Raw genomic sequence first — 22,614 nt, 5'->3', positions numbered from 1 at the left:
TCGGCGCGCCGGGCGGTATATCCTCGAGCATCGCAAAACGGGGAGTCGTGGCCATGTGCGGGATCGTCGGACTGTTCCTGAAGGACAAGGCGCTGGAGCCGCAGCTCGGCGCGCTGCTCGCGGACATGCTCATCACGATGACCGATCGCGGGCCGGACAGCGCGGGGATCGCGATCTATGGCGGCGGCGCGGACGGCCGGGCCAAGATCACCGTGCAGTCGGCGAACCCGGAAGCGGATTTCGCCGGGCTTGCGGACATGCTGAAGGCGACCGGCATCCAGGCGGACGTGACGGTGAAGAGCACGCATGCCGTGGTCGAGGTCGCGGCGAAGAAGCTCGATGCGGCGCGGGAAGCGCTGGCCGTGCGCCCGGGCCTGCGGGTGATGAGCGCCGGCGAGAGCGTCGAGATCTACAAGGAGGTCGGGCTGCCGAAGGAGGTGGTCGACCGCTTCGACATCGCGAAGATGGGCGGCACGCACGGCATCGGCCACACGCGCATGGCGACGGAGTCGGCGGTGACGACGCTGGGCGCGCACCCGTTCTCGACCGGCGCCGACCAGTGCCTCGTGCACAACGGCTCGCTCTCGAACCACAACAACCTGCGGCGCGAGCTGGCGAAGGCCGGGATGCGCTTCGAGACGCAGAACGACACAGAGGTGGCCGCGGCGTATCTCAGCCACGAGATGGCGGAGGGCAAGGATCTGGGCCAGGCGCTGACCGGCGCGCTCGACGACCTCGACGGCTTCTTCACCTTCGTCGTCGGCACGAAGTCGGGCTTCGGCGTGCTGCGCGACCCGATCGCCTGCAAGCCGGCGGTGATGGCCGAGACCGACCAGTACATCGCCTTCGGCTCGGAATACCGCGCGCTCGTCAACCTGCCCGGCATCGACACCGCCCGGGTGTGGGAGCCGGAGCCCTCCACCGTCTATTTCTGGGACCACGAGAAGGCCGCCTGAAGCCTTTCCCCGACCCCCTCCGAGGAACCGTGATGCCGACCTTCGATCTCTCCGTCACCCCGCTGCGCGACTTCAATTCCGCGCTGCATTCCGTCGCCGAGGGCGACAACGACACCGCCTTCGAGGTGGTGAATCCGCGCGGCGCGCACGCGCTCGCGGTCGGCATCGACAAGTCGCTCAGCGTCGATGTGCGCGGCTCGGTCGGCTACTACTGCGCCGGCATGAACGACGGCGGCGCCGTCACCGTGCACGGCTCGGCCGGGCCGGGGGTCGCGGAGAACATGATGGCGGGCAGCGTCACCATCGAGGGCGACGCCAGCCAGTACGCCGGGGCCACCGGGCGGGGCGGGCTGCTCGTCATCAAGGGCAACGCCGCCTCGCGCTGCGGCATCTCGATGAAGGGCATCGACATCGTGGTGCATGGCTCGATCGGCCACATGTCGGCGTTCATGGCGCAATCGGGCAACCTCGTCGTGCTCGGCGACGCCGGCGACGCGCTCGGCGACTCGCTCTACGAGGCGCGGCTGTTCGTGCGGGGCAGCGTGAAGAGCCTCGGCGCCGACTGCATCGAGAAGGAGATGCGTCCCGAGCACCTCGAGATCCTTGCCGGCCTGCTCGCGAAAGCCGGGGCGGATGCGAGGCCCGAGGAGTTCAGGCGCTACGGCTCGGCCCGCAAGCTCTACAACTTCAACATCGACAACGCCGACGCGTACTGAGGGGCGACAGATGAGCTATCACAACCCTGCGACCCCGCCGCGCCGCTCGGCGACGTTCGACGACTACACCATGGCCGAGATCCGGCGTGCGGCGGCGACCGGCATCTACGACATTCGCGGCGGCGGCGCGAAGCGCAAGGTGCCGCATTTCGACGACCTGCTGTTCCTCGGGGCGTCGATCTCGCGCTATCCGCTGGAGGGCTACCGCGAGAAGTGCGACACGACCGTCGTGCTGGGCACGCGCTTCGCGAAAAAGCCGATCACGCTGAAGATCCCGGTCACGATCGCCGGCATGAGCTTCGGCGCGCTGTCGGGGCCGGCGAAGGAGGCGCTGGGGCGCGGCGCGACGCTCGCGGGCACCTCGACGACCACCGGCGACGGCGGCATGACCAACGAGGAGCGCGGGCACTCGCAGACGCTGGTCTACCAGTATCTGCCGTCGCGCTACGGCATGAACCCGAAGGACCTGCGCCGGGCCGACGCCATCGAGGTGGTCGTGGGGCAGGGGGCGAAGCCCGGCGGCGGCGGCATGCTGCTCGGCCAGAAGATCTCCGACCGCGTGGCCGAGATGCGCACGCTGCCGAAGGGCATCGACCAGCGCTCGGCCTGTCGGCATCCCGACTGGACCGGGCCGGACGATCTGGAGATCAAGATCCTCGAGCTGCGCGAGATCACCAACTGGGAAAAGCCGATCTACGTGAAGATCGGCGGGGCGCGACCGTACTACGATACCGCGCTGGCGGTGAAGGCCGGCGCCGACGTGGTGGTGCTGGACGGCATGCAGGGCGGCACCGCTGCGACGCAGGACGTCTTCATCGAGAACGTCGGCATGCCGATCCTCGCGTGCATCCGGCCCGCGGTGCAGGCGCTGCAGGATCTCGGGATGCACCGCAAGGTGCAGCTCATCGTCTCGGGCGGCATCCGTTCGGGCGCCGATACCGCGAAGGCGCTGGCGCTCGGGGCGGATGCGGTGGCGATCGGCACCGCGGCGCTGATCGCGCTCGGCGACAACGATCCGCACTGGGAAGACGAGTACCAGAAGCTCGGCACCACCGCCGGCTGCTATGACGACTGGCACGAAGGCAAGGACCCGGCCGGCATCACGACGCAGGATCCCGAGCTGATGAAGCGCGTCGATCCCGAGCTGGCGGGCCGGCGGCTCGCGAACTTCCTCAAGGTGATGACTCTCGAGGCGCAGACCATCGCGCGCGCCTGTGGCCACAACCACCTGCACAACCTCGAGCCCGAGGATCTGGTCGCGCTGACCATGGAGGCCGCCGCGATGGCGAAGGTGCCGCTCGCTGGCACCGACTGGTATCCCGGCAAGGCCGGGTTCTGATCCAGAGCCGGCGTGTCCGGGGAGAGCACGCCGGCCTCACAAGACTCCCAAACCGACAGGGGACCAAAGTGACGACAGATCTCGCCGCCTACGCCGCCGAGCGCGGTGTGAAATACTTCATGATCTCCTACACCGACCTGTTCGGTGGCCAGCGCGCGAAGCTCGTGCCCGCGCAGGCGATCGCCGAGATGCAGGCCGACGGGGCTGGCTTTGCCGGCTTCGCCACCTGGCTCGACCTGACGCCGGCGCACCCGGACGTCTTCGCGGTGCCGGATCCGTCCTCGGTGATCCAGCTGCCCTGGCGCAGGGATGTCGCCTGGGTGGCGGCGGACTGCACGATGGAGGGGACGCCCATCGCCCAGACGCCGCGGGTGGTGCTGAAGCGGCTGGTCGGCGAGGCCGCGGACGAGGGGCTGCGGGTCAAGACCGGGGTCGAGGCGGAGTTCTTCCTCATCACGCCCGACGGACAGGCGATCTCGGACTCGGCCGATACCGCGGTGAAGCCGTGCTACGACCAGCAGGCGGTGATGCGGCGCTATGACGTCATCGCCGAGATCTGCGATGCGATGCTCGAGCTCGGCTGGAAGCCCTATCAGAACGACCACGAGGACGCGAACGGCCAGTTCGAGATGAACTGGGAATTCGACGACGCGCTGGTGACGGCCGACAAGCACTCGTTCTTCAAGTTCATGGTCAAGTCGGTCGCCGAGAAGCACGGGCTGCGCGCGACCTTCATGCCGAAGCCGTTCAAGGGCCTGACCGGCAACGGCTGCCACGCGCACATCTCGGTCTGGGACCTCGACGGCAAGGTCAACGCCTTCGCCGACAAGGCGATGCCCTTCGGCCTTTCCGCACAGGGACGGACGTTCCTCGGCGGCATCATGCAGCACGCATCGGCGCTCGCCGCCATCACCAACCCGACGGTGAATTCCTACAAGCGCATCAACGCGCCGCGCACGATCTCGGGCGCGACCTGGGCTCCGAACAGCGTGACGTGGACCGGCAACAACCGCACCCACATGGTGCGCGTTCCGGGGCCGGGCCGCTTCGAGCTGCGCCTGCCGGACGGCGCGGCGAACCCCTATCTGCTGCAGGCGATCATCATCGCCGCCGGGCTCAGTGGCATCCGCGGCAAGGCCGATCCCGGGCCGCACTCCGACATCGACATGTACCGCGACGGCCACACCATCACCGGCGCGCCGAAGCTGCCGCTGAACCTGCTCGACGCGCTTCGGGCCTACGAGGCCGACGCCGGGTTGCAGGATGCGCTGGGGCGGGAGTTCTCGGCGGCGTACCTGAAGCTGAAGCACAACGAGTGGAACGACTATTGTGCGCAGTTCACGGCGTGGGAGCACGCGACGACGCTCGACGTGTGAGGCGGGGGGCGCGGCGCGCCTCCCTCGCGGCAAGCGTGGATGTGTCCGTCGGCGGATCCGTCGGCGCGCGCCGGCGTGGCGCCGGCAGGGTGGCGGCGCGGGTCCTCACCCGTCCGGCGCCGTCCGGTGGAACCTGTCGCATCGGTTCGGCCGCTTGTCGCATCCGTCCTGGCTGCCGGCCGCCGGGCGTGGAACAAGGCGCTGACCCGGACGCCCGGGACGCGCGCGCCGCTAGCCTGAGGGTAAACCAATGAAGACCTACGTCCTGACCGTCACCTGCCAGTCGCGGCGCGGGATCGTTGCGGCGATCTCCGGCTTCCTCGCGGACAACGGGTGCAACATCACCGATGCCGCCCAGTTCGATGACGCCGAGACCGGCCGCTTCTTCACGCGCGTCACCTTCGTCTCGGAGACCGGCACGGCCCACGACGCGCTGCTGGCGGGCTTTGGCCCGATCGCCGAGCTGTTCGGCATGGAGTGGGCGATTCACGACGCGGCGGCGAAGATGAAGGTCGTCGTCATGGTGTCGAACTTCGGCCACTGCCTGAACGATCTGCTGTACCGCTGGCGGATCGGGGCGTTGCCGGTCGATATCGTGGCGGTGGTCTCGAACCATCTCACCTACCAGAAGGTGGTGGTGAACCACGACATCCCGTTCCACCTCATCAAGGTGACGAAGGAGAACAAGCCCGAGGCCGAGGCGCGCCTGCTCGCGCTGGTCGAGGAGACCGGGGCCGAGCTGATCGTGCTCGCGCGCTACATGCAGGTGCTCTCGGACGCGATGTGCCAGAAGATGTCGGGGCGGATCATCAACATCCACCACTCGTTCCTGCCGAGCTTCAAGGGCGCGAACCCGTACAAGCAGGCCTTCCAGCGCGGGGTGAAGCTGATCGGTGCGACGGCCCACTACGTCACCGCCGATCTCGACGAGGGGCCGATCATCGAGCAGGACACCGTGCGGATCACCCACGCCCAGAGCCCGGAGGACTATGTGTCGCTCGGTCGCGACGTGGAGGCTTCGGTGCTGTCGCGCGCGGTGCACGCGCATATCCACCACCGCGCCTTCCTGAACGGCAACAAGACGGTGGTGTTCCCCGCATCGCCCGGATCCTACGCCTCCGAGCGGATGGGCTGAGCCCCGGCCGCGGAGCCGGCGTCCCCGTGGACCTGACGGCGGCACTCGCGGGCCTCTCGGTGGGGCTGGGCCTCATCGTGGCGATCGGGGCGCAGAACGCCTTCGTGTTGCGGCAGGGGCTCGCGGGCGAGCATGTCCTGGCGGTCTGCCTCGCCTGTGCGCTGTCGGACGCGGTGCTGATCGCGCTCGGCGTTGCCGGGTTCGGCCGGCTGGCCGGCAGCGTGCCATGGCTCGATCCGGCCATGCGCTACGGCGGCGCGGCGTTCCTGCTCTGGTACGCGGCGCGGAGCGCGCGATCGGCGCTGTCGACGCGGCACGCACTCGGGCCGGCAAGTCCGGGGCAGGGGCGCCGGCTCGCGCCGGTGCTCGGCGCCTGCCTCGCGATCACCTGGCTCAATCCGCACGTCTATCTCGACACCGTGGTCCTGCTCGGGTCGGTCTCGACGCAGTTTCCCGGCGCTGCCGCATCGTTCGCGGCGGGGGCGATGCTCGGCTCCTTCGCGTTCTTCTTTGCGCTCGGCTACAGCGCCGCATGGCTCCGGCCGGTCTTTGCCCGGCCCCGCGCGTGGCAGGTGGTTGAGGCGGTCATCGCCGTGGTGATGGGCGCGATCGCGGTCAGGCTCGTTGTCGGCGCCTGAGCGTAGTTCTGCGATTTCGCACGGAAATGCGCCGTGCTAAGGCAGGGCATGCGAAAAGGCACGTTGAAATGGGATGACTTGCGCGTGTTCCTGGCGGTGGTCCGGGAAGGCCGGCTGCAGGCTGCGGGCAAGGCGCTCGATCTCGATCCGACCACCGCCGGACGCCGGATCGCGGCGCTCGAGGCGGCGCTGGGTCAGCGGCTGTTCGAGCGCACGGCCGACGGCTATGTCCCGACCGAGGCCGGGCGCGAGCTGGTGACGCCGGCGCAGACCATGGAGGCGCAGGCGATGGCGCTGGCCGGCGCCGCTGCCGGCGAGCCGGAGCGGCTGACCGGCACGGTCAGGATCGCGGCGCCCGACGGGGTGACGAACTACCTGCTGGTCGACGCCTGCGAGGCGCTGGTGCGCGACAACCCCGACCTGAACGTGCAGGTGGTGGCGGTGCCACGGGTGTTCTCGATGTCGCAGGGCGAGGCGGACCTGACCGTCACCGTATCGCCGCCCTCCACCGGGCGGCTGACGGTGCGCAAGATCGCCGACTATCGGCTGCACCTCTACGCGCGGGCGGATCTCGTCGCGGCGCTCGGGCCGGTGCGCAGCATGGACGACCTGCGCGGTGCGCGCGGCATCGGCTATATCTCCGACATGATCTTCGACCGCGAGCTCGACTACTACTCGATCATCGGCCGCGAGGGCGAGCCGGCGCTGAGCTCGAACAGCCTCATCACGCAGATCCGCTGGTGCCTGAGCGGCTATGGCATCTGCATCCTGCCGGAGTTCATCGGGCGGCGGCATTCCGAGCTGGTCGAGCTGCTCGCCGAAGACATCCGGCTCACCCGGAGCTTCTATCTGGTGCTGCACCAGAAGGACGCCCGCGACGATCGGATCAACCGGATGGCCGACGTGGTGGTGAGCTGGGTGCGCGACGCGCTGAGCGGCGGGACGACCGTGTGAAACCGTTGCCGGGCCGGGGCTTTTTCTTGACTTGCCGGGGCGGCACTGGGACACTTTGACGCGACCAGAACGCGGGGAAGCTCCAGAATGATCAACGTCCGTCACATCGTCGGGATGAAGCCGTCGACGCAGATCCTGAGCGTGAAGCCGACCGACCGGGTCCAGGACGTGACGCAGCTGCTGGCGAAGTATCGCATCGGCGCGGTGATCGTCAGCCGCGACGGCGACATCGTCGACGGCATCCTGTCCGAGCGCGACATCGTGCGTGCCCTCGGCACCCGCGGTGCCAGCGTGCTGGACGAGCGTGCGCAGGACCTGATGACCCAGGTGGTGATCGGCTGCAAGCCGGAGGACCCGGCGCTCGACGTGCTCGAGAAGATGACCGAGGGCCGCTTTCGCCACATGCCGGTGATCGAGGAGAACCGCATGATCGCGGTGATCTCGATCGGCGATGTGGTGAAGGCGCGCATCCAGGAGATCCAGCACGAGAACGCGGCGCTGACCGACATGATCTCCAACAGCTGGTGACGCCGCGGCCGGCCGCTCTGATGCCGCCGCCGATGCAGACGGCGCCTTGACCGGGGCGGCGCAATATTGTTGCCTCGCGGCCGTGCGGGGCAGGGGGGGGCGTGCGATGCGGATCGGACTCTATCCGGGGACGTTCGACCCCCTGACGCTTGGCCATCTCGACATCATCCGGCGGGCGTGCAGCCTGGTGGACCGGCTGGTGATCGGCATCGCGATCAACCGTGACAAGGGCCCGATGTTCACGCTGGAGGAGCGGGTTGCGACCGTCGAGCGCGAATGCGCCGCGATCTCCCGCGACACCGCCACCGAGATCGTCGCGCATCCGTTCGAGAACCTGCTCATCCACTGCGCCGAGGAGGTGCAGGCGAGCGTGATCGTGCGCGGCCTGCGCGCCGTCTCGGACTTTGAATACGAGTACCAGATGGTGGGCATGAACCGGGCGATGAACGACGACATCGAGACGGTGTTCCTGATGGCGGATGCGCACTATCAGGCGATCGCCTCGCGGCTGGTGAAGGAGATCGCCCGGCTCGGCGGCGACGTGGCGGGCTTCGTGCCGCCGAAGGTCGCGGGGGAGCTGGTCGAGCGGCTGCGGGCGCAAAAGTTCGCCGCGGCGCGCGTTTGAGCCTTTCCGCGGCGCGAGCCGGAGCCTAGGGTCCGCGCCCGAACGGACCAACCGAGGAGGAAAAACGATGGCCGATCCCGAGAACACGCTCGTCATCGAGCTGAAGGACGGCGGCGTCGTCGAGATCGAGATGCTGCCGGACGTGGCGCCGAAGCATGTCGATCGCATCAGGTCGCTGGCGCGCGCGGGCGAGTACGACAACGTCGCCTTTCACCGGGTGATCGAGGGCTTCATGGCGCAGACCGGCGACGTGGAGAACGGCGACATGGAGGATGGCTTCAACATCCGCCGCGCCGGCACGGGCGGATCGAGCCAGCCGGACCTGCCGGCGGAGTTCTCGAAGCTGCCGTTCGACCGCGGCGTCGTCGGCATGGCGCGCAGCCAGAACCCGAACAGCGGCAACAGCCAGTTCTTCATCATGTTCAAGGACGGTCACTTCCTGAACGGCCAGTACACCGTCTGGGGGCGTGTCGCGAAGGGCATGGAGCACGTCGACAAGATCACCCGCGGCGAGCCGCCTTCCAGCCCCGACCGCATGGTCAAGGTCCGCGTGGCGGCCGACGCATGAAGCGGGTCGCTCTCGGGGCCGGCCTCGCGCTCGCCATCGCGGCCGGCGCGGCACAGGCGGACACGCTGGAGATCCAGGTGGACGGCTCGGTCAAGGGCACGGTCGAGATCGAGCTCCTGCCCGATGTCGCGCCGAAGCACGTCGCCCAGATCGAGGCGCTGGCCAAGGCGGGCGCCTACGACGGGGTGGTGTTCCACCGGGTGATCGACGGCTTCATGGCGCAGACGGGCGACGTGCAGTTCGGCCGCAAGGGCTCCCCCGACATCGCGCAGGCGGGGATGGGCGGCTCGGACATGCCGGACCTGAAGGCGGAGTTCTCCGACATCCCGTTCGAGCGGGGCACCGTCGGCATGGCGCGGGCGCAGGATCCGAATTCGGCCAACAGCCAGTTCTTCATCATGTTCGCCCCGGCCCCGAGCCTGAACGGCCAGTACACCGTGGTCGGCAAGGTGATCGCGGGGCAGGACGTGGTGGACCGGATTAGGCGCGGCGCGCTGCCGAGCGGCGCGGTGAGCGATCCGGACTGGATGGCAAAGGTCACGGTAAAGGCCGACTGACAGGGGAGGAGCGAGGCATGGCGAAACCCGGGCTCGACGAACGCATGAAGGCGCTCGGCACGGCGATCGAGTCGGCGCGGGCGCGGCTCGAGAACCGCGACGATTTCGAGAACGACGACATCGGCGACCTGCTCGAGACGATCAACGACGACTTCGAGGAAGTGACGCACGACGAGCCGTCACGGGCGCATTCCAGCTATGATGCGCTGGAGGCGCGGCTCGACGCGGTGCGCGGCCGGCTGGACGCCGGGCGGAAGGCCTGAGAGCGGGCGGCCGGCGGGGCTCTGACGGGTCGCGCCGGCGCCTCTCGCGGCCGGGGAGGTGGTCTTGATCCGGATCGCGACGTCGGACGACATCCGCGCGATAGAGGCCGAGATGCCCTGGCCGGCGCGGCTGGGCGCGGCCACACTTTACACGCAGTTGCTCGAGACGGCCGGCCGCGTGCCGCGCAGGCCCGCGCTGACCTTTCAGCTGCAGGGCGGGCCGGACGACAAGGCGGTGACGCTGGACTGGGCGACGGTCCGGGCGGACGTGACCCGGGCGGCAAACCTGTTTCGCCGGCTCGGGGTGGGCGACGCGGACACCGTTGCGTTCGTGCTGCCGAACGGCATCGAGGCGGCGGTGATGCTGCTTGCCGGAGCGACGGCGGGCGTGGTGATGCCGGTGAACCCGCTGCTGGCGCCCGAGCACATCGCCCACCTGCTGCGCGAGGCGGGCGCGCAGGTGGTGGTGACGCTGGCGCCGTTCCCGAAGAGCGACCTTTCCGACCGGGTGGCCGAGGCGGTGTCGCTCGCGCCCGAGGTGCGGGTGGTGCTCGAGGTGGACCTGCGCCAGTACCTGCCGTGGCCGCTGCAACTGGTCGTGCCGCTCATCCGGCCGCGGCGGCGGGTGCGGCATCACGCGCGGATCGCCGATTTCCGTGCCGCCCTGTCGCGCGAGCGGGCCGACGCGCTCGACTTTGCCGAGACGGGCGGCGACCGGGTCTGCGCCCGCTTCCACACCGGCGGCACCACCGGCTTGCCCAAGCTGGCGCAGCACCGCGCCGGCGGCATCCTCTACAACGGCTGGTGCGGCGCGTCCTACGCCTTTGGCGAGGAGGACGTGCTCATGTGTCCGTTGCCGCTCTTCCACGTGCTCGCGGCCTATCCGATCTTCATGGCCTGTCTCGTCTCCGGGGCCTGTCTGGTGTTGCCGACGCCGCAGGGCTATCGCGGCGAGGGCGTGTTCGACAGCTTCTGGAAGTTGATCGAGCGGCATCGGGCGACGTTCATGGTGGCGGTGCCGACGGCGGTGGCGGCGCTGATGCAGCGCAAGGTCGACGCCGACGTCTCGAGCCTGCGTCTGGCGATCTGCGGATCGTCGGCGATGCCGGTCGAGCTGTTCCGCCGGTTCGAGGCGGCGGCCGGGGTGACGGTGATCGAGGGATACGGCATGACGGAGGCGACGTGCCTCGTCGCCGTCAACCCGCCGTACGGCGAGCGGCGGATCGGCAGCGTCGGGCTGCCCGTGCCGTATACCGAGGTGCGGATCCTGCACTGTGACGGCGACGGCCGGATCCTGCGGTCCTGCGACGTCGAGGAGGTGGGCGAGATCTGCGTCCGGGCGCCGGGGGTGCACGCCGAGGTCTATGCCGAGCCGCGGCTCAATCGCGGAATGATGGCCGAGGGCGGCTTTCTGCGGACGGGCGATCTCGGGCGGCTGGATGCGGCGGGCTATCTCTGGATCACCGGGCGGGCGAAGGATCTCATCATCCGGGGCGGGCACAACATCGACCCGGCGATGATCGAGGACGCGCTGATGCAGCATCCCGACGTGGCGTTTGCCGGAGCGATCGGCCAGCCCGACGCGCGCTCCGGCGAGGTGCCCGCGGTCTACGTCGAGCTGGTCGCCGGGCGGTCGGTCTCGCCCGAGGCCCTGACGGCGCACGTCCGGGAGCGGGTCGCCGAGCCGGCGGCGGTGCCGAAGCATCTCGAGATCATGCCGGCGCTGCCCAAGACCGCGGTCGGCAAGATCTTCAAGCCGGACCTGCGGCGGATGGCGATCGGGCGGGTGCTCGACGCGGCGCTGATCGCGGCGGACAGTGGCGCCCGGGTGGCGGAGGTGGTCGAGGACCGCCGCCGGGGCCTCGTGGCGCGGATCCGCCCCGGCACCGCCGGCCCTGACGATCCCGCGGCGACCGCCGCGCTCGCGGGCTTTGCGGTGACGTGGGAATGGACGGGGCCGCACGGCGGCTGATCCGCCGTGAGGGTTTCGTCAACCAGTCGGCGACTCTCCGCTCATCGGGTCGGGCGCCTTTAGGCGCCGCCAATCGGCTGACCCCAAGGCTGGCGCATACTGCCGCTGTTGCCCGGGAGAATCGCCGATGCCTCGCCGCCTCGTCATGGTCCTGTGGGGACTCGTCGCGGCCCTGCTGCCGCTGGCGGCGGCGACGGCGGGCCCGATGCCCGGGCGCTTCGACGTGGCGGTGTCGCTGGATGCGCCGGACCAGCAGCTGTTCGGCGAGGCGGTCTTGCGCTATTCCAACGCCGCGCGCGCGGCCAGCGGCCGGGCGCCGCTGCGGCTCGATGCCGGCTTGTCGCAGGCCGCGAGCGATCACGCCCGCAACATGGCGCGGCTGCGCACCCACTCCCACGTCCTGCCGGTGAAGGGCCAGCGGGACCTGAAGCAGCGGATCCACCGGCAGTCCCTGAGCTTCCGGCTCGCCGCCGAGAACATTGCCCGGGACAAGGTGTTCCGGCTGCTCGGGCGGCCGATCTCGGTGGCGCACGACGGCTGCCGCTTCACCGACGGCGACACTGGCGCGCCGGTGCCGCGGCACACCTATGCGAGCCTCGCGCAGCAGGTGGTGAACCGCTGGCTCGCCTCGCCGCCGCACCGCGCCTCGCTCCTGTCGAAGAACTACACCCGGCTCGGGACCGGCATCGCGGCGGATGCGACCGGCCCGGCGTGCGGCGATTTCTATCTCGTGCAGGACTTCGCCGACTGACGACCGGCCGAGTCCGCTTGCATCCCGGCGGGCGGGACATACGTTGCCGGCCAGCGCCGCCCACGAAGGTCGGCCGGGCGGAGGCGGTGTGGTGAAGAAGATCGGGTTCCTGTCGTTTGGTCACTGGTCGCCGACGCGCGGCTCGGGCACGCGCAGCGCCGCCGACGCGCTCACGCAGTCGATCGAGCTGGCGGTGGCCGCCGAGGCGCTCGGGATCGACGGCGCCTATGTCCGGGTGCATCACTTCGCGCGCCAGCTCGCCTCGCCGTTTCCGCTACTCGCGGCGATGGGCGCGCAGACCAGCCGGATCGAGATCGGCACCGCGGTCATCGACATGCGCTACGAGAATCCGCTCTACATGGCGGAAGATGCCGGATCGGCCGACCTCATCGCCGGTGGGCGGCTGCAGCTCGGGATCAGCCGCGGCTCGCCGGAGCAGGTCATCGACGGCTGGCGGTCCTTCGGCTACGGGCCGGCCGAGGGCGAGAGCGACGCCGACATGGCGCGGCGCCACGCCGAGGTCTTCCTGCAGGTGATCGAGGGCAATGGCTTCGCGCAGCCGAACCCGCGGCCGATGTTCCCGAACCCGCCCGGCCTGCTGCGGCTGGAGCCGCACTCCGAGGGGCTGCGCGAGCGGATCTGGTGGGGGGCCGCGACGGACGCGACCGCGGTCTGGGCGGCGGAGCGGGGGATGAACCTGCAAAGCTCCACCCTGAAGTTCGACGAGACCGGCGAGCCGTTCCACATCCAGCAGGCAAAGCAGATCCGCGCCTATCGTGCCGCCTGGAAGGCGGCGGGCCATGCGCGCGAGCCGCGCGTCTCGGTGAGCCGCAGCATCTTCGCGCTGATGAACGATCAGGACCGCGCCTATTTCGGCGGCTCGGGCGAGGCGAGCGACTCGCTCGGCTACATCGAGGAGAACACGCGCGCGATCTTCGGGCGCTCCTATGCCGCCGAGCCGGACAGGCTGGTGGCCGAGCTGGCCAAGGACGAGGCGATCGCCGAGGCCGATACGCTGCTCCTCACCGTGCCGAACCAGCTTGGCGTCGACTACAATGCCCACGTGCTCGAGGCGATCCTGACGCACGTCGCCCCGGCCCTCGGCTGGCGCTGAGCCGGCCGGACGTCCGTCGGCCAGTCCGCACGGGGACGCCCGACGCCGGGCGTGCGGGTCGGCGATAACGGATTGTTAACCATGTGCTGGCGACATTCGGCGCCACGTAAGTTGTCAAGCTTTCCATTGGGTGCCACCATCCTGTGATGCGACCGTGGATCCCCACATCGGTATCTGGCCTCGCGACGGTGTCCGGCGGGGCGGTACGATGACCGGGTCGGAGGTGCTGCTGCACCTCGGCGGGGCGGTCGCCCTCATGCTCTACGCGACGCGGATGGTGCGGACCGGGGTGGAGCGGGCCTATGGCGAGGTGCTGCGCCTGCGGCTGCGCCGCACGCTGGACCGGCCGGGGCTCGCGGTGCTGGTCGGAGCCGGGCTGGCGATCGCCTTCCAGAGTTCCACCGCCGTCACGCTGCTCATCGCGTCGTTCGCCGGGTCGGGGATCGTCGGCGGCCTGACCGGGCAGCTCGCGGTGCGCGGCGCCGAGGTGGGCTCGGCGGCGGTGGCGAAACTGCTGAGCTTCAATCTCTCCCTGCTGGTGCCGGTGGCGCTCATCGCCGGAACCGGGCTCTTCATGGTGACGGAGCGGCGGGAGTATCGTCAGGTCGGGCGGATCCTGATCGGGGTCGGCCTGCTGCTGCTGTCGCTCGGGATGATCGGCGAGGCGTCGGAGCCGCTGCGCGACAGCCCGGCGCTGCCGGCGGTGGTGGCATATTTCTCGGGCGATCCGCTGGCCGCCTATCTGCTCGCGGCGCTGGTCACGTGGCTGTTCCATTCGTCGATCGCGGCCGTGCTGCTTCTCGCGGCGCTGGTCGGCCGCGGGGTCGTGCCGGAGGATCTGGCCATCGTGCTGGTGCTCGGGGTCAACCTCGGCAGCTCGTTCATCGCGCCGGTGCTCACCCGGTCGATGGCGCCGGAGGCCCGGGTGGTGCCGGTGGGCAACCTGCTGATGCGGGGCGCCGGGTCGCTGGCGCTGCTCGCGGCCTTCACCGCGGCCACTCCGGCGCTGGCGTTCCTCGGCAGCGGCGACGCGGCGCGGGTGGTGAATGCGCATCTCCTCTTCAACGTGCTGGTCCTCTGCCTCGGGTTGCCGCTGTCGCGGCTGGTCTATGCCGCGTCGGAGCGGCTGGTCCGGCTGACCACGCGGCGGGACGTCCCGGAGCGGTCGGCCGAGATCGACGTCTCGGCGCTCGACGAGAGCGTGATCGGCGTGCCGCGGCAGGCACTCGCGAACGCCACGCGCGAGGTGCTGCGCACCTGCGAGCTGGTCGAGGCCATGCTTGCGCAGGTGATCGACCTCTATGCCGACCCGGACGAGGAGCGGACGTGCGCGCTCGCCGCGCTCGACGACCGGCTGGACCGCAAGCACGCGGCGATCAAGCTCTATCTCGCCCGGGTCACGGCGCGCCCGCTCGATCCGGTGGACGCGATGCGGGCGCAGGAGCTGCTCGGCGCCTGCGTGAAGCTCGAGCAGGTGGGCGACATCGTGGTGCGCAACCTGCTCGCGCATGTGCGCAAGAAGATGAAGTACGACCTGCACTTCACCCCCGACGGCTGGAACGAGCTGGTGCGGATCCACCAGTCGGTGCTCGGCACCGCGCGGCTCGCCTTCAACGTGCTGGTGAGTCGCGACCTGGAGACCGCGCGGCAGATCGTCGAGGAGAAGGAACGGCTGCGCGACCTGGAGCGGGCGTCGAGCGACCGGCATTTCGGCCGGCTGAGCGAGGGCACGCCGCGGAGCATCGAGACGAGCACCATCCACCTCGACACCATCCGCGACCTGAAGCAGATCAACTCCCTGCTGGCGGCCATCGCCTATCCGGTGCTGGAGGAGCGCGGGATGCTGCGCGGCTCGCGGCTGCGCGCCGTGCGGTGAGCACCCGCCGGCGCCGCCGCGTCGCGACGGCTTGAGGGAGTGCCAAGGTCGGGTTGCCAGCAGGCGGGGCGGCGCTAGGATCGGTGCAAAGACCGGCCCGCGCGGAGCCGGCGACTTCGGGAGGCCGTCATGAAGCTCGTCGTTCCACTCCTGCTCGCGCTGTTTGCCGCCGCGCAGGCGCACGCGCAGGCCGCGCCCGGTGCCGGGGGCGCTGACGGGCCGGCAGCGGGGACGGTGGTGGTGGCGCCGACCGTCGTGATCGGGCCGGCGGGGGTGACGGGCGGCGCCATGGCCGCGCCGGAAGCGAGTGCGATCAACGACTACCCGACCGAGGCGCGGGCCGAATACGTGTTTGCATGCATGGCCACGAACGGGCGGAGTGCCGACACGCTGCGCCGCTGCTCCTGTTCGATCGACGTGATCGCGTCGATCGTGCCGTACGACGATTACGTCGAGGCCGAGACGGTGCTCGCCATGATGCAGACCACGGGCGAACGGGTCGAGGCGATGCGCTCCGCGCCGCCGGCCAAGGCGTTCGTCCAGACCCTGCGCCGGGCGCAGGCGGAGGGGAGCGTGCGCTGCTTCTAGACGTCGCCTCAGCTGTCGGCCGGGAAGGTGCCCTGATAGACGCCGCCGTCGGTGTCGGTCGCGCGCACCGAGATGGGCGCACCGTTGGGCAGGTAGCGGAAGCGGAACGTCGGGTTCTCGCTGATCGAGATGCCCCCGGTGACGGTGAAGAGCGGTTCCGCCCCCTGCGAGACGACAAGCGAGTTGACGAAGTCGGCGGGGATGAACAGCAGCGTCACCTGATCGCGCTGCATTCCCGAATTGTTGGGATGACGCAGCATCACCTGCGCCTCGCGCCGGCCGTCCGGGTCGGTGTCGAACCAGCGCACCTTCATCTGGCCGAGGCTCGCCTTGGCGGCCGCGGCGTCGGTGGCCGCGGGGGCGGAGCAGCCGCCGGAGGCGCGGACGAACCGTCCGGTCATGTACTGCCGGCCGTCCGCCGCCTCGATGATCGCGCGAAGGTTGGAGTACGCGTCGACCCGCAGCCGGATCTCGAGGTCGAGCGGCTGCATCGCGGCGCCGATCTCGAAGGTGGCGGCCACGGGCGCGGGGTTCTCGTCGACCACCAGCGTGACCCGCTTCACCTCGGGCGCGCCGGGGGCGGCGGTGATGCGAACCGGCACTGCGGCGGCATCCTCGGCGCGCATCGGCGCCTCGAGTGCGTAGAGGCCGGCGCCGTCGCGAATCTCGCCCGGCGCGGCGACGTCGCCGCGGATCGCGTCCCAGCTGTCGCTCGGCTGCAGCGGGCTGGGCCGGTCGTCGGCCAACGCCGGGCCGCACGCGAGCAGGCTGGCAAGGAGCAGGGCAGCGAGGCGCCGGAATGCGGTCATGGAGTCCTCCCGCGGGTGGCCTGCTTGGAAGGTAGCGCGTCCGCGCGGTGCGGCAAAGGGGACGGAGGTCGCAGGTGATCGGCCTCCTTGCCAGCGTCTGCCTCATGGCGGCACCGGAGATTCTGCTCGGACAGGCTGCTGCCGGGCGACTGCGCGGCGGAGCGGGCCGGGGCCTGGGTCGCGGCGCACCCCGGGCTGTCGCTGGCCGGCAGCCGCTGCGTCACGGCGGCGGAGGTGCCCGCCCTCGCGGTCGCGGAGGTGGCGCCCGGGGTCTTCGTCCACACCGGCGCCGTGGCGCTCGCCAGCCCGGAGAACGGCGGCGACATCGCCAATCTCGGCTTCGTGATCGGGCAGGACGCGGTGGCCGTCGTCGATGCCGGCAATACCCGCGCGATCGGCGAGGCGCTCTATGCCGCGATCCGGGCCCGGACCGATCTGCCGGTGCGCTGGCTGATCCTGACACACATGCACCCGGACCACGTGTTCGGCGCCGAGGTGTTTCGCGAGGCGGGCGCGCGGATCGTCGCGAGCGACCGCCTGCCCGCCGCGCTCGGCGCGCGCGCGGAGAGCTATGTCGCCGCGCTGGAGCGGCAGGTGGGGCCCGTGTCGGCGCTCGGCAGCCGGCTGGTCCTGCCCGACCAGACGGTCACCGCCAGCGAGACGCTCGACCTCGGTGGCCGCGCGCTGCGGCTCTCGGCCGAGCCGACGGCGCATACGGACAACGACCTGACGGTGCGCGATACCGCGACCGACACGTGGTTTCTCGGCGACCTGGTGTTCGACCGGCACACGCCGTCGCTCGACGGCTCGGTGCTGGGATGGATCGAGGTCCTGCGCGCGCTCGCGGCCGAGCCCGCTGCCCGGGTCGTGCCCGGCCACGGCGGGCCGGTGCTCGGCTGGCCGTCCGGCGCGGCACCGACCGCCGCCTATCTGGCCGGTCTCGTGGCCGAGACGCGCGCCGCGCTCGACGCCGGCGAGAGCCTCGGGGCGGCGAGCCGGCACGTCGGCGCGGACCTCGCCGACGGCTGGCAGTTGTTTGACGACTTCAACGCCCGGAACGCGACGACCGCCTATCGGGAACTCGAATGGGAGTGACGCCCATCGGGCGACGGGACTGTCGTCCGAAAGCCTGCCCTCTCAGATCAACCCTTGCAGGATCCGCGCGATCGCGAAGGCGCGCTGCTCCAGCAGCACCGGGGTCTCGCAGACGTAGGACAGCGACTGCTGCCGGTCGCGATAGACCCGGGTGTCCCACTTGATCGCGTCCTGCTCCTCCTCGAACTTGTCCATGTCGCGCTGGTCTTCCGGAACCGCAGCAAGGTCCGCGAGCGCGGCCTCGCGCGCGGTGATGCGGTCGGCCATCTCGATCTGGCGATGGGAGTAGTGCGAGATCCCGGTGATGACCTGCGACCGTTCGGCATTGATCCGGTCCAGCACCGCCGAGAATACCTCCGCCAGCCGTTCGGGCCGCTCTCCGGCCGGAAGCGAGGCGGCGTAGGCGGAGACCGCGGCCTTCACCGCGTCGTCGTCGATCCGGCGCGGCGCAATCCGGCCGGCGAGATCGGCCACCGAAGCATCCGGCGCCGCACCCTCGGAAGGCAGCGGCCCGGACCACATCTGGCCGATGCTCAGCTCCGGCACCTTGCGCTGGACGCAGGGCCAGTCGGGATCGACCGCCGGCTGCGCCACGGCCGGAGCAGCGATCGACAGCGCCAGCGCCAGCGCCGGGCCGGGAAGCGCCGCCAACCGCACGAGCGAAAGCGAGGTGCGCATTTCCGGGGATCCTCCTACCTTTGACCGGCATCGCCACGGGGCGAGCCGTGCTATGGTTTCCCCAGTGATAGGACGCGGCGGGCGTGAGCGCCACCACGCCAAGGTCGAAGGGAGACGCCGGTGATCGAGCTTGTGTTCATGGCCTGCCTGATCGGCCGCCCCGAGGCGTGCGAGGAAAAGACGCTGAGCTTCCTCGCGCAGGGCGGCGGTGCGATGTCCTCCTGCCTGATGGAGGCGCCGCCCACGCTCGCCAACTGGAGCGTCGAGCATCCCGGCTACCGGATCGGCGCGTGGCACTGCGAGGATCCGGCACGCGGCGCCGACCGGGCCTGAGCGCGCCGACACGGGGCCGCGTGGACATCGGCAGAAGCGTCGGCCGGGCCGGATAGCCGTCCGGGGGATGCGCGTCTTCCGCGACTTAGATCGGAGTTTCAGCCAGCAGCCGGACGCGCTAAGGTCCGTCGCGTTTCAGGGCCAAACCCTGCCGAAGCAGGGGAAATCGGTCTTTTTCTCAGACGGGAGGAGCATATGCGCACCAAGGCCGCCGTGGCCTTCGAGGCCGGCAAGCCGCTGGAGATCGTCGAGGTCGATCTCGAGGGGCCGAAGGAAGGCGAGGTGATGGTCGAGATCAAGGCGACCGGCATCTGCCACACCGACGAATTCACCCTGTCGGGCGCCGACCCGGAGGGGCTTTTCCCGTCGATCCTCGGGCACGAGGGCGCCGGGGTCGTGGTCGAGGTCGGTCCGGGCGTGAAGTCGCTGAAGAAGGGCGATCACGTCATCCCGCTCTACACGCCCGAGTGCCGTGAATGCCCGTCGTGCCTGAGCAGAAAGACCAACCTCTGCACCGCGATTCGCGCGACGCAGGGTCAGGGCCTGATGCCGGATGGGACGTCGCGCTTCTCGTACAAGGGCAAGCCGATCTTTCACTACATGGGCTGCTCGACGTTCTCGAACTATACCGTGCTCCCGGAGATCGCGGTGGCGAAGGTCCGCGAGGATGCGCCGTTCGACAAGATCTGCTACATCGGCTGCGGCGTGACGACCGGCGTCGGCGCCGTCATCAACACTGCAAAGGTCGAGCAGGGCGCGACCGCGGTCGTGTTCGGGCTGGGCGGGATCGGTCTCAACGTGATCCAGGGGCTCGCGATGGCGGGCGCGGACATGGTGATCGGCGTCGACCTGAACAACGACAAGAAGGAGTGGGGCGAGCGCTTCGGAATGACGCACTTCGTCAACCCGAAGGAGATCGACGGCGACGTCGTGCCCTACATCGTCAACCTGACGAAGCGGGGCGCGGACCAGATCGGCGGCGCGGATTATACCTTCGACTGCACCGGCAACGTGAAGGTCATGCGGCAAGCCCTTGAATGCTCTCATCGCGGCTGGGGCAAGTCGGTGGTGATCGGCGTGGCGCCGGCGGGCGCCGAGATCTCGACCCGGCCGTTCCAGCTCGTGACCGGGCGCACGTGGATGGGCACGGCGTTCGGCGGGGCGCGCGGGCGGACGGACGTCCCGAAGATCGTCGACTGGTACATGGAGAAGAAGATCCAGATCGACCCGATGATCACCCACCTGCTGAAGCTCGAGGACATCAACAAGGGCTTCGACCTGATGCACTCGGGCGAGTCGATCCGCTCGGTCGTGGTGTTCTGACCCGAGGCCCCGGGGGCTTTGGCCCCCGGAGCGCGACCGCAAGAACAGCTTGTCGATTCATCGAATCGAGATGAACGCGCGGCATTGGGTATGCACGGATCATGCACGGGTTTTCGCGAAGGGGCGAAAGTTTTAACGGGCTTAACGCAAAGACTTCTAGCCGTCGATGATCCGGCGACGTACCGATCCCGCTGTGCGCAGGTGTGGCTCGGAACCCGTGCTTCGAAGTACGTCCAGTGCAGCGTCGATTGCGGCAAGGGCTTCGTCTAAGGGTTGCCCAAGTCGACGAGCTATCAAGCCGAGCGCGTCCGCCAGATTGGTCTGCGTTCGTGCCCAATCGAGGGGTGCTCTGTCAGGAGTCCGTTCCTTGAGAGCGGCGCGGAATGCGACGACAGCTTCCTCCAGACGCGCAGTTCCGGTCTCCATGCGTCCGAGCGTCGTGAGCGCTGCACCAAGATTGCTTTGGGTTCTGGCCCATTCGAACGGCATTTGCTCGCGCGGCTGTTCTTCCAACGCGGAACGAAAAGCGATGACTGCGTCAGCCACGCATTCCGAGTTTTCTTCCCTCTCCCCAAGTGCGAGAAGCGAGTTTCCAAGATTCATGTGGGCGTTTGCCCAATGGGATGTTGCCCGCTCCCGGGTGAACTCTTCCAGCGCAGCACGGATCGCGACGATAGCCTCCCGCAGATGCCCGGGATTCTGCTCCCGTTGGCCCAGCCCATGGAGCGCTATGCCCAAGTTCAGCTGGGCCACGGCCCACCGAAAGGGCATCAGTTCGCGTGTCCACACATCCAGCACTGATCTGAGAGCAACTACCGCCCGCTCTAGCTTTTCCGTCCCGGTCTCACGCATCCCGAGTGTACGCAGAGCATTGGCGAGATTTGTCTGAGTCAATGCCCAATCCTGCGGGTGGTCCTCTCGTGACCAGACTTCGAGCGCAGCGTCATAGGCGGCGATTGCCGCATCTAATCGTTCCGTGCTATCTTCGCGACTTCCGATCGTCTGAAGCGCATTTCCCAGGTTCATTTGCGCTTGCGCCCAATCGAGTGGCTGGCCCTCGCGGGTCCAGACCTCCAGCGAGGCCTGCAGCGCAGCAACCGCCTGCTCCAAGCGCGCCGTGTCGCTCTTACGCTCGCCTATCATCCGAAGCACGGTGCCGAGGTTCATTTGAGTGGCAGCCCAGTAAATTGGGACGCGCTCACGCGTTCGCTCCTGCAGGGCAGCTTTGCATGCATCGACTGCTTCAAGTAGTCGCGATGTGCTGCTCTCACGCCGACCAAGTTCAGCAAGGACGGAAGCAAGATTGTCCAAAGCGGCGCCCCGCTCGTCGTAGTTGCGTGCCAGTTGTACGACTTGCCTCGCAAGTGCGATTGCAACTTCCAAATCAAGTTTCAGACCGTGGTCCCGACCCCGCTCATACCAAACGGTGCGCTCCGAGCGCAAACGCTCCGCTAGCTGCGACCGATGTGACGCTTCGAGCGTAAGCTTCCGCACGATATGTCGGGAAGCCGCCTCGGCGTCCGCGGCGAGGAGGTGTTGGCGGATGGCTGCATCGAGGAGCTGCACGATACCGGCCTCGGCCTGAGCGACCGCGTCGTCCGCAGCTTGAGCGGCGGCGTCGAGGCGGCCTTCGTCAGTGAGAGTGGCGAGGCGGCGAAGGGTGGAGTCGACGAAGGCGTCGACGTTCGAGCCGGCCTCGCCGCGAGCGCGGGATTCGGCGGCAAGGTCGGCGGCGGCGTCCAAGGCTCGCAGCGCCTCGTCAAGGCTGGCGACGCGTGGAATGATCTTCCGCGCCATCGCGATAAGGGTGATCTCGGGGACCGTCGTCGCCTTCTCCTCCAGCAGCTTTTGTACGAGAAGCAGCGTTTGGGAGCTGGCGTCCCTGACTTCGGAGGTCATGGTCAGTTGTTCGCGCCAGAGTGCCGGCGAGAGTGCGGCGACCGTGGCGGCGCGGGTGAACATCACTTCGAGGGTCGCAAGCGCGACGGTTCGGAAAAGCTGCTCGGCAAGCGGCGACGCGCAGAAGTCGCGGGCGTAAGGACCTGCGCGGACTGCGGCAATCATCCGCTCGGCGGTGAGCGTCGGGTCCAGGTGGCCGGCGGCAAACGTCGCGGGATCGGAAAAGGCCGACGGGGCGACCTGCCAAAATAGCGCGATTGCATCGTCGCGGGCGGGACCGGCATGGGTGAAGTGCTGGGTGTGTTCCTGGCCGACGCGAGCCATCTCTTCTGCAACGGCAGCAAGGCCCGTGCTGGCGAGGGCGGCATCAAGCGAGACCTTTCCGTTTGCGATGTCGGAAAGCGCCTTCAGCCGATCTACCGTCGTCGAACCCGCTGCAAGGCGCCACCCCGCGACACAAAGATTCGTGAAGGCGACAAAGCTGGTGACATTGAACGTGGGCACTTTGGTCCCGTGTCTGA

General features: G+C 69.3%; 23 protein-coding genes. 20 read left to right on the top strand and 3 right to left on the bottom strand.

What is annotated here, in order from left to right:
* Positions 1 to 53: 53 nt before the first annotated feature.
* The 17 genes from QM699_RS09075 (at position 54) to QM699_RS08995 (ending at position 15,956) form a co-directional block, all read left to right on the top strand.
* Positions 54 to 956 carry a class II glutamine amidotransferase gene (locus tag QM699_RS09075; RefSeq protein WP_415010821.1) on the top strand — a complete coding sequence of 301 codons (903 nt, stop codon included), beginning with the start codon at positions 54 to 56 and terminating at the stop codon, positions 954 to 956.
* Between the two features lie 32 nt (positions 957 to 988).
* Complete coding sequence (locus QM699_RS09070; protein ID WP_415010820.1) at positions 989 to 1,672, top strand: protein GlxC; 684 nt, start codon at positions 989 to 991, stop codon at positions 1,670 to 1,672.
* Positions 1,673 to 1,682: 10 nt separating this feature from the next.
* Complete coding sequence (locus QM699_RS09065) at positions 1,683 to 3,011, top strand: FMN-binding glutamate synthase family protein (RefSeq protein ID WP_415010819.1); 1,329 nt, start codon at positions 1,683 to 1,685, stop codon at positions 3,009 to 3,011.
* 68 nt (positions 3,012 to 3,079) lie between these two features.
* Positions 3,080 to 4,387 (top strand): type III glutamate--ammonia ligase, encoded by a 1,308-nt coding sequence (gene glnT, locus QM699_RS09060; protein WP_415010818.1) that lies wholly within the window; start codon positions 3,080 to 3,082, stop codon positions 4,385 to 4,387.
* A 250-nt stretch (positions 4,388 to 4,637) separates the two neighbouring features.
* Complete coding sequence (gene purU, locus QM699_RS09055) at positions 4,638 to 5,522, top strand: formyltetrahydrofolate deformylase (protein WP_415010817.1); 885 nt, start codon at positions 4,638 to 4,640, stop codon at positions 5,520 to 5,522.
* 32 nt (positions 5,523 to 5,554) lie between these two features.
* Complete coding sequence (locus QM699_RS09050) at positions 5,555 to 6,160, top strand: LysE/ArgO family amino acid transporter (RefSeq protein WP_415012724.1); 606 nt, start codon at positions 5,555 to 5,557, stop codon at positions 6,158 to 6,160.
* Positions 6,161 to 6,208: 48 nt separating this feature from the next.
* Positions 6,209 to 7,114 carry a LysR family transcriptional regulator gene (locus QM699_RS09045; protein WP_415010816.1) on the top strand — a complete coding sequence of 302 codons (906 nt, stop codon included), beginning with the start codon at positions 6,209 to 6,211 and terminating at the stop codon, positions 7,112 to 7,114.
* An 87-nt stretch (positions 7,115 to 7,201) separates the two neighbouring features.
* A complete protein-coding gene (locus QM699_RS09040) occupies positions 7,202 to 7,642 on the top strand; it encodes a CBS domain-containing protein (RefSeq protein WP_415010815.1) in 441 nt (146 codons plus the stop codon).
* A 106-nt stretch (positions 7,643 to 7,748) separates the two neighbouring features.
* A complete protein-coding gene (gene coaD / locus QM699_RS09035; protein ID WP_415010814.1) occupies positions 7,749 to 8,267 on the top strand; it encodes a pantetheine-phosphate adenylyltransferase in 519 nt (172 codons plus the stop codon).
* A 67-nt stretch (positions 8,268 to 8,334) separates the two neighbouring features.
* On the top strand, positions 8,335 to 8,835 hold the full coding sequence (locus QM699_RS09030) for a peptidylprolyl isomerase (RefSeq protein WP_415010813.1): 501 nt from the start codon (positions 8,335 to 8,337) through the stop codon (positions 8,833 to 8,835).
* Positions 8,832 to 9,392, top strand: a complete 561-nt coding sequence (locus QM699_RS09025; RefSeq protein WP_415010812.1) for a peptidylprolyl isomerase — start codon at positions 8,832 to 8,834, stop codon at positions 9,390 to 9,392. Before QM699_RS09030 ends, QM699_RS09025 begins: the two co-directional genes overlap by 4 nt.
* Positions 9,393 to 9,409: 17 nt before the next feature.
* Positions 9,410 to 9,655: a hypothetical protein gene (locus tag QM699_RS09020; RefSeq protein ID WP_415010811.1), complete on the top strand. Its 246-nt coding sequence runs from the start codon at positions 9,410 to 9,412 to the stop codon at positions 9,653 to 9,655.
* Between the two features lie 67 nt (positions 9,656 to 9,722).
* Positions 9,723 to 11,627, top strand: coding sequence for an acyl-CoA synthetase (locus QM699_RS09015; RefSeq protein ID WP_415012723.1), 1,905 nt, complete (start codon positions 9,723 to 9,725; stop codon positions 11,625 to 11,627).
* A gap of 127 nt (positions 11,628 to 11,754) precedes the next feature.
* On the top strand, positions 11,755 to 12,378 hold the full coding sequence (locus tag QM699_RS09010; RefSeq protein WP_415010810.1) for a CAP domain-containing protein: 624 nt from the start codon (positions 11,755 to 11,757) through the stop codon (positions 12,376 to 12,378).
* A 91-nt stretch (positions 12,379 to 12,469) separates the two neighbouring features.
* On the top strand, positions 12,470 to 13,492 hold the full coding sequence (locus QM699_RS09005) for an LLM class flavin-dependent oxidoreductase (protein WP_415010809.1): 1,023 nt from the start codon (positions 12,470 to 12,472) through the stop codon (positions 13,490 to 13,492).
* Positions 13,493 to 13,700: 208 nt separating this feature from the next.
* On the top strand, positions 13,701 to 15,368 hold the full coding sequence (locus tag QM699_RS09000; RefSeq protein ID WP_415010808.1) for a Na/Pi cotransporter family protein: 1,668 nt from the start codon (positions 13,701 to 13,703) through the stop codon (positions 15,366 to 15,368).
* A gap of 129 nt (positions 15,369 to 15,497) precedes the next feature.
* Complete coding sequence (locus tag QM699_RS08995) at positions 15,498 to 15,956, top strand: hypothetical protein (protein WP_415010807.1); 459 nt, start codon at positions 15,498 to 15,500, stop codon at positions 15,954 to 15,956.
* Between the two features lie 8 nt (positions 15,957 to 15,964).
* Here QM699_RS08995 and QM699_RS08990 read toward each other — a convergent pair whose 3' ends face one another.
* On the bottom strand, positions 15,965 to 16,765 hold the full coding sequence (locus QM699_RS08990) for a quinoprotein dehydrogenase-associated SoxYZ-like carrier (RefSeq protein ID WP_415010806.1): 801 nt from the start codon (positions 16,763 to 16,765) through the stop codon (positions 15,965 to 15,967).
* Positions 16,766 to 16,852: 87 nt separating this feature from the next.
* On the opposite strand from QM699_RS08990, the gene QM699_RS08985 reads away from it, so the two are divergent.
* Complete coding sequence (locus tag QM699_RS08985; RefSeq protein WP_415010805.1) at positions 16,853 to 17,860, top strand: quinoprotein relay system zinc metallohydrolase 2; 1,008 nt, start codon at positions 16,853 to 16,855, stop codon at positions 17,858 to 17,860.
* A 42-nt stretch (positions 17,861 to 17,902) separates the two neighbouring features.
* Here the strand turns inward: QM699_RS08985 and QM699_RS08980 are convergent, their stop codons facing one another.
* Positions 17,903 to 18,538: a hypothetical protein gene (locus tag QM699_RS08980; RefSeq protein WP_415010804.1), complete on the bottom strand. Its 636-nt coding sequence runs from the start codon at positions 18,536 to 18,538 to the stop codon at positions 17,903 to 17,905.
* 120 nt (positions 18,539 to 18,658) lie between these two features.
* Here QM699_RS08980 and QM699_RS08975 point away from each other — a divergent pair, with 120 nt between their 5' ends.
* Positions 18,659 to 18,871 (top strand): hypothetical protein, encoded by a 213-nt coding sequence (locus QM699_RS08975; RefSeq protein WP_415010803.1) that lies wholly within the window; start codon positions 18,659 to 18,661, stop codon positions 18,869 to 18,871.
* 195 nt (positions 18,872 to 19,066) lie between these two features.
* Complete coding sequence (locus QM699_RS08970; protein ID WP_415010802.1) at positions 19,067 to 20,194, top strand: S-(hydroxymethyl)glutathione dehydrogenase/class III alcohol dehydrogenase; 1,128 nt, start codon at positions 19,067 to 19,069, stop codon at positions 20,192 to 20,194.
* A gap of 156 nt (positions 20,195 to 20,350) precedes the next feature.
* Here QM699_RS08970 and QM699_RS08965 read toward each other — a convergent pair whose 3' ends face one another.
* Entirely contained in the window at positions 20,351 to 22,597 is a 2,247-nt protein-coding gene (locus QM699_RS08965) for a hypothetical protein (RefSeq protein WP_415010801.1), read from the bottom strand.
* Positions 22,598 to 22,614 lie beyond the last annotated feature (17 nt).

This window comes from Amaricoccus sp. (assembly GCF_047602525.1).
GTDB lineage: Bacteria > Pseudomonadota > Alphaproteobacteria > Rhodobacterales > Rhodobacteraceae > Amaricoccus.
This window is presented reverse-complemented; position numbering and strand designations above follow the sequence as displayed.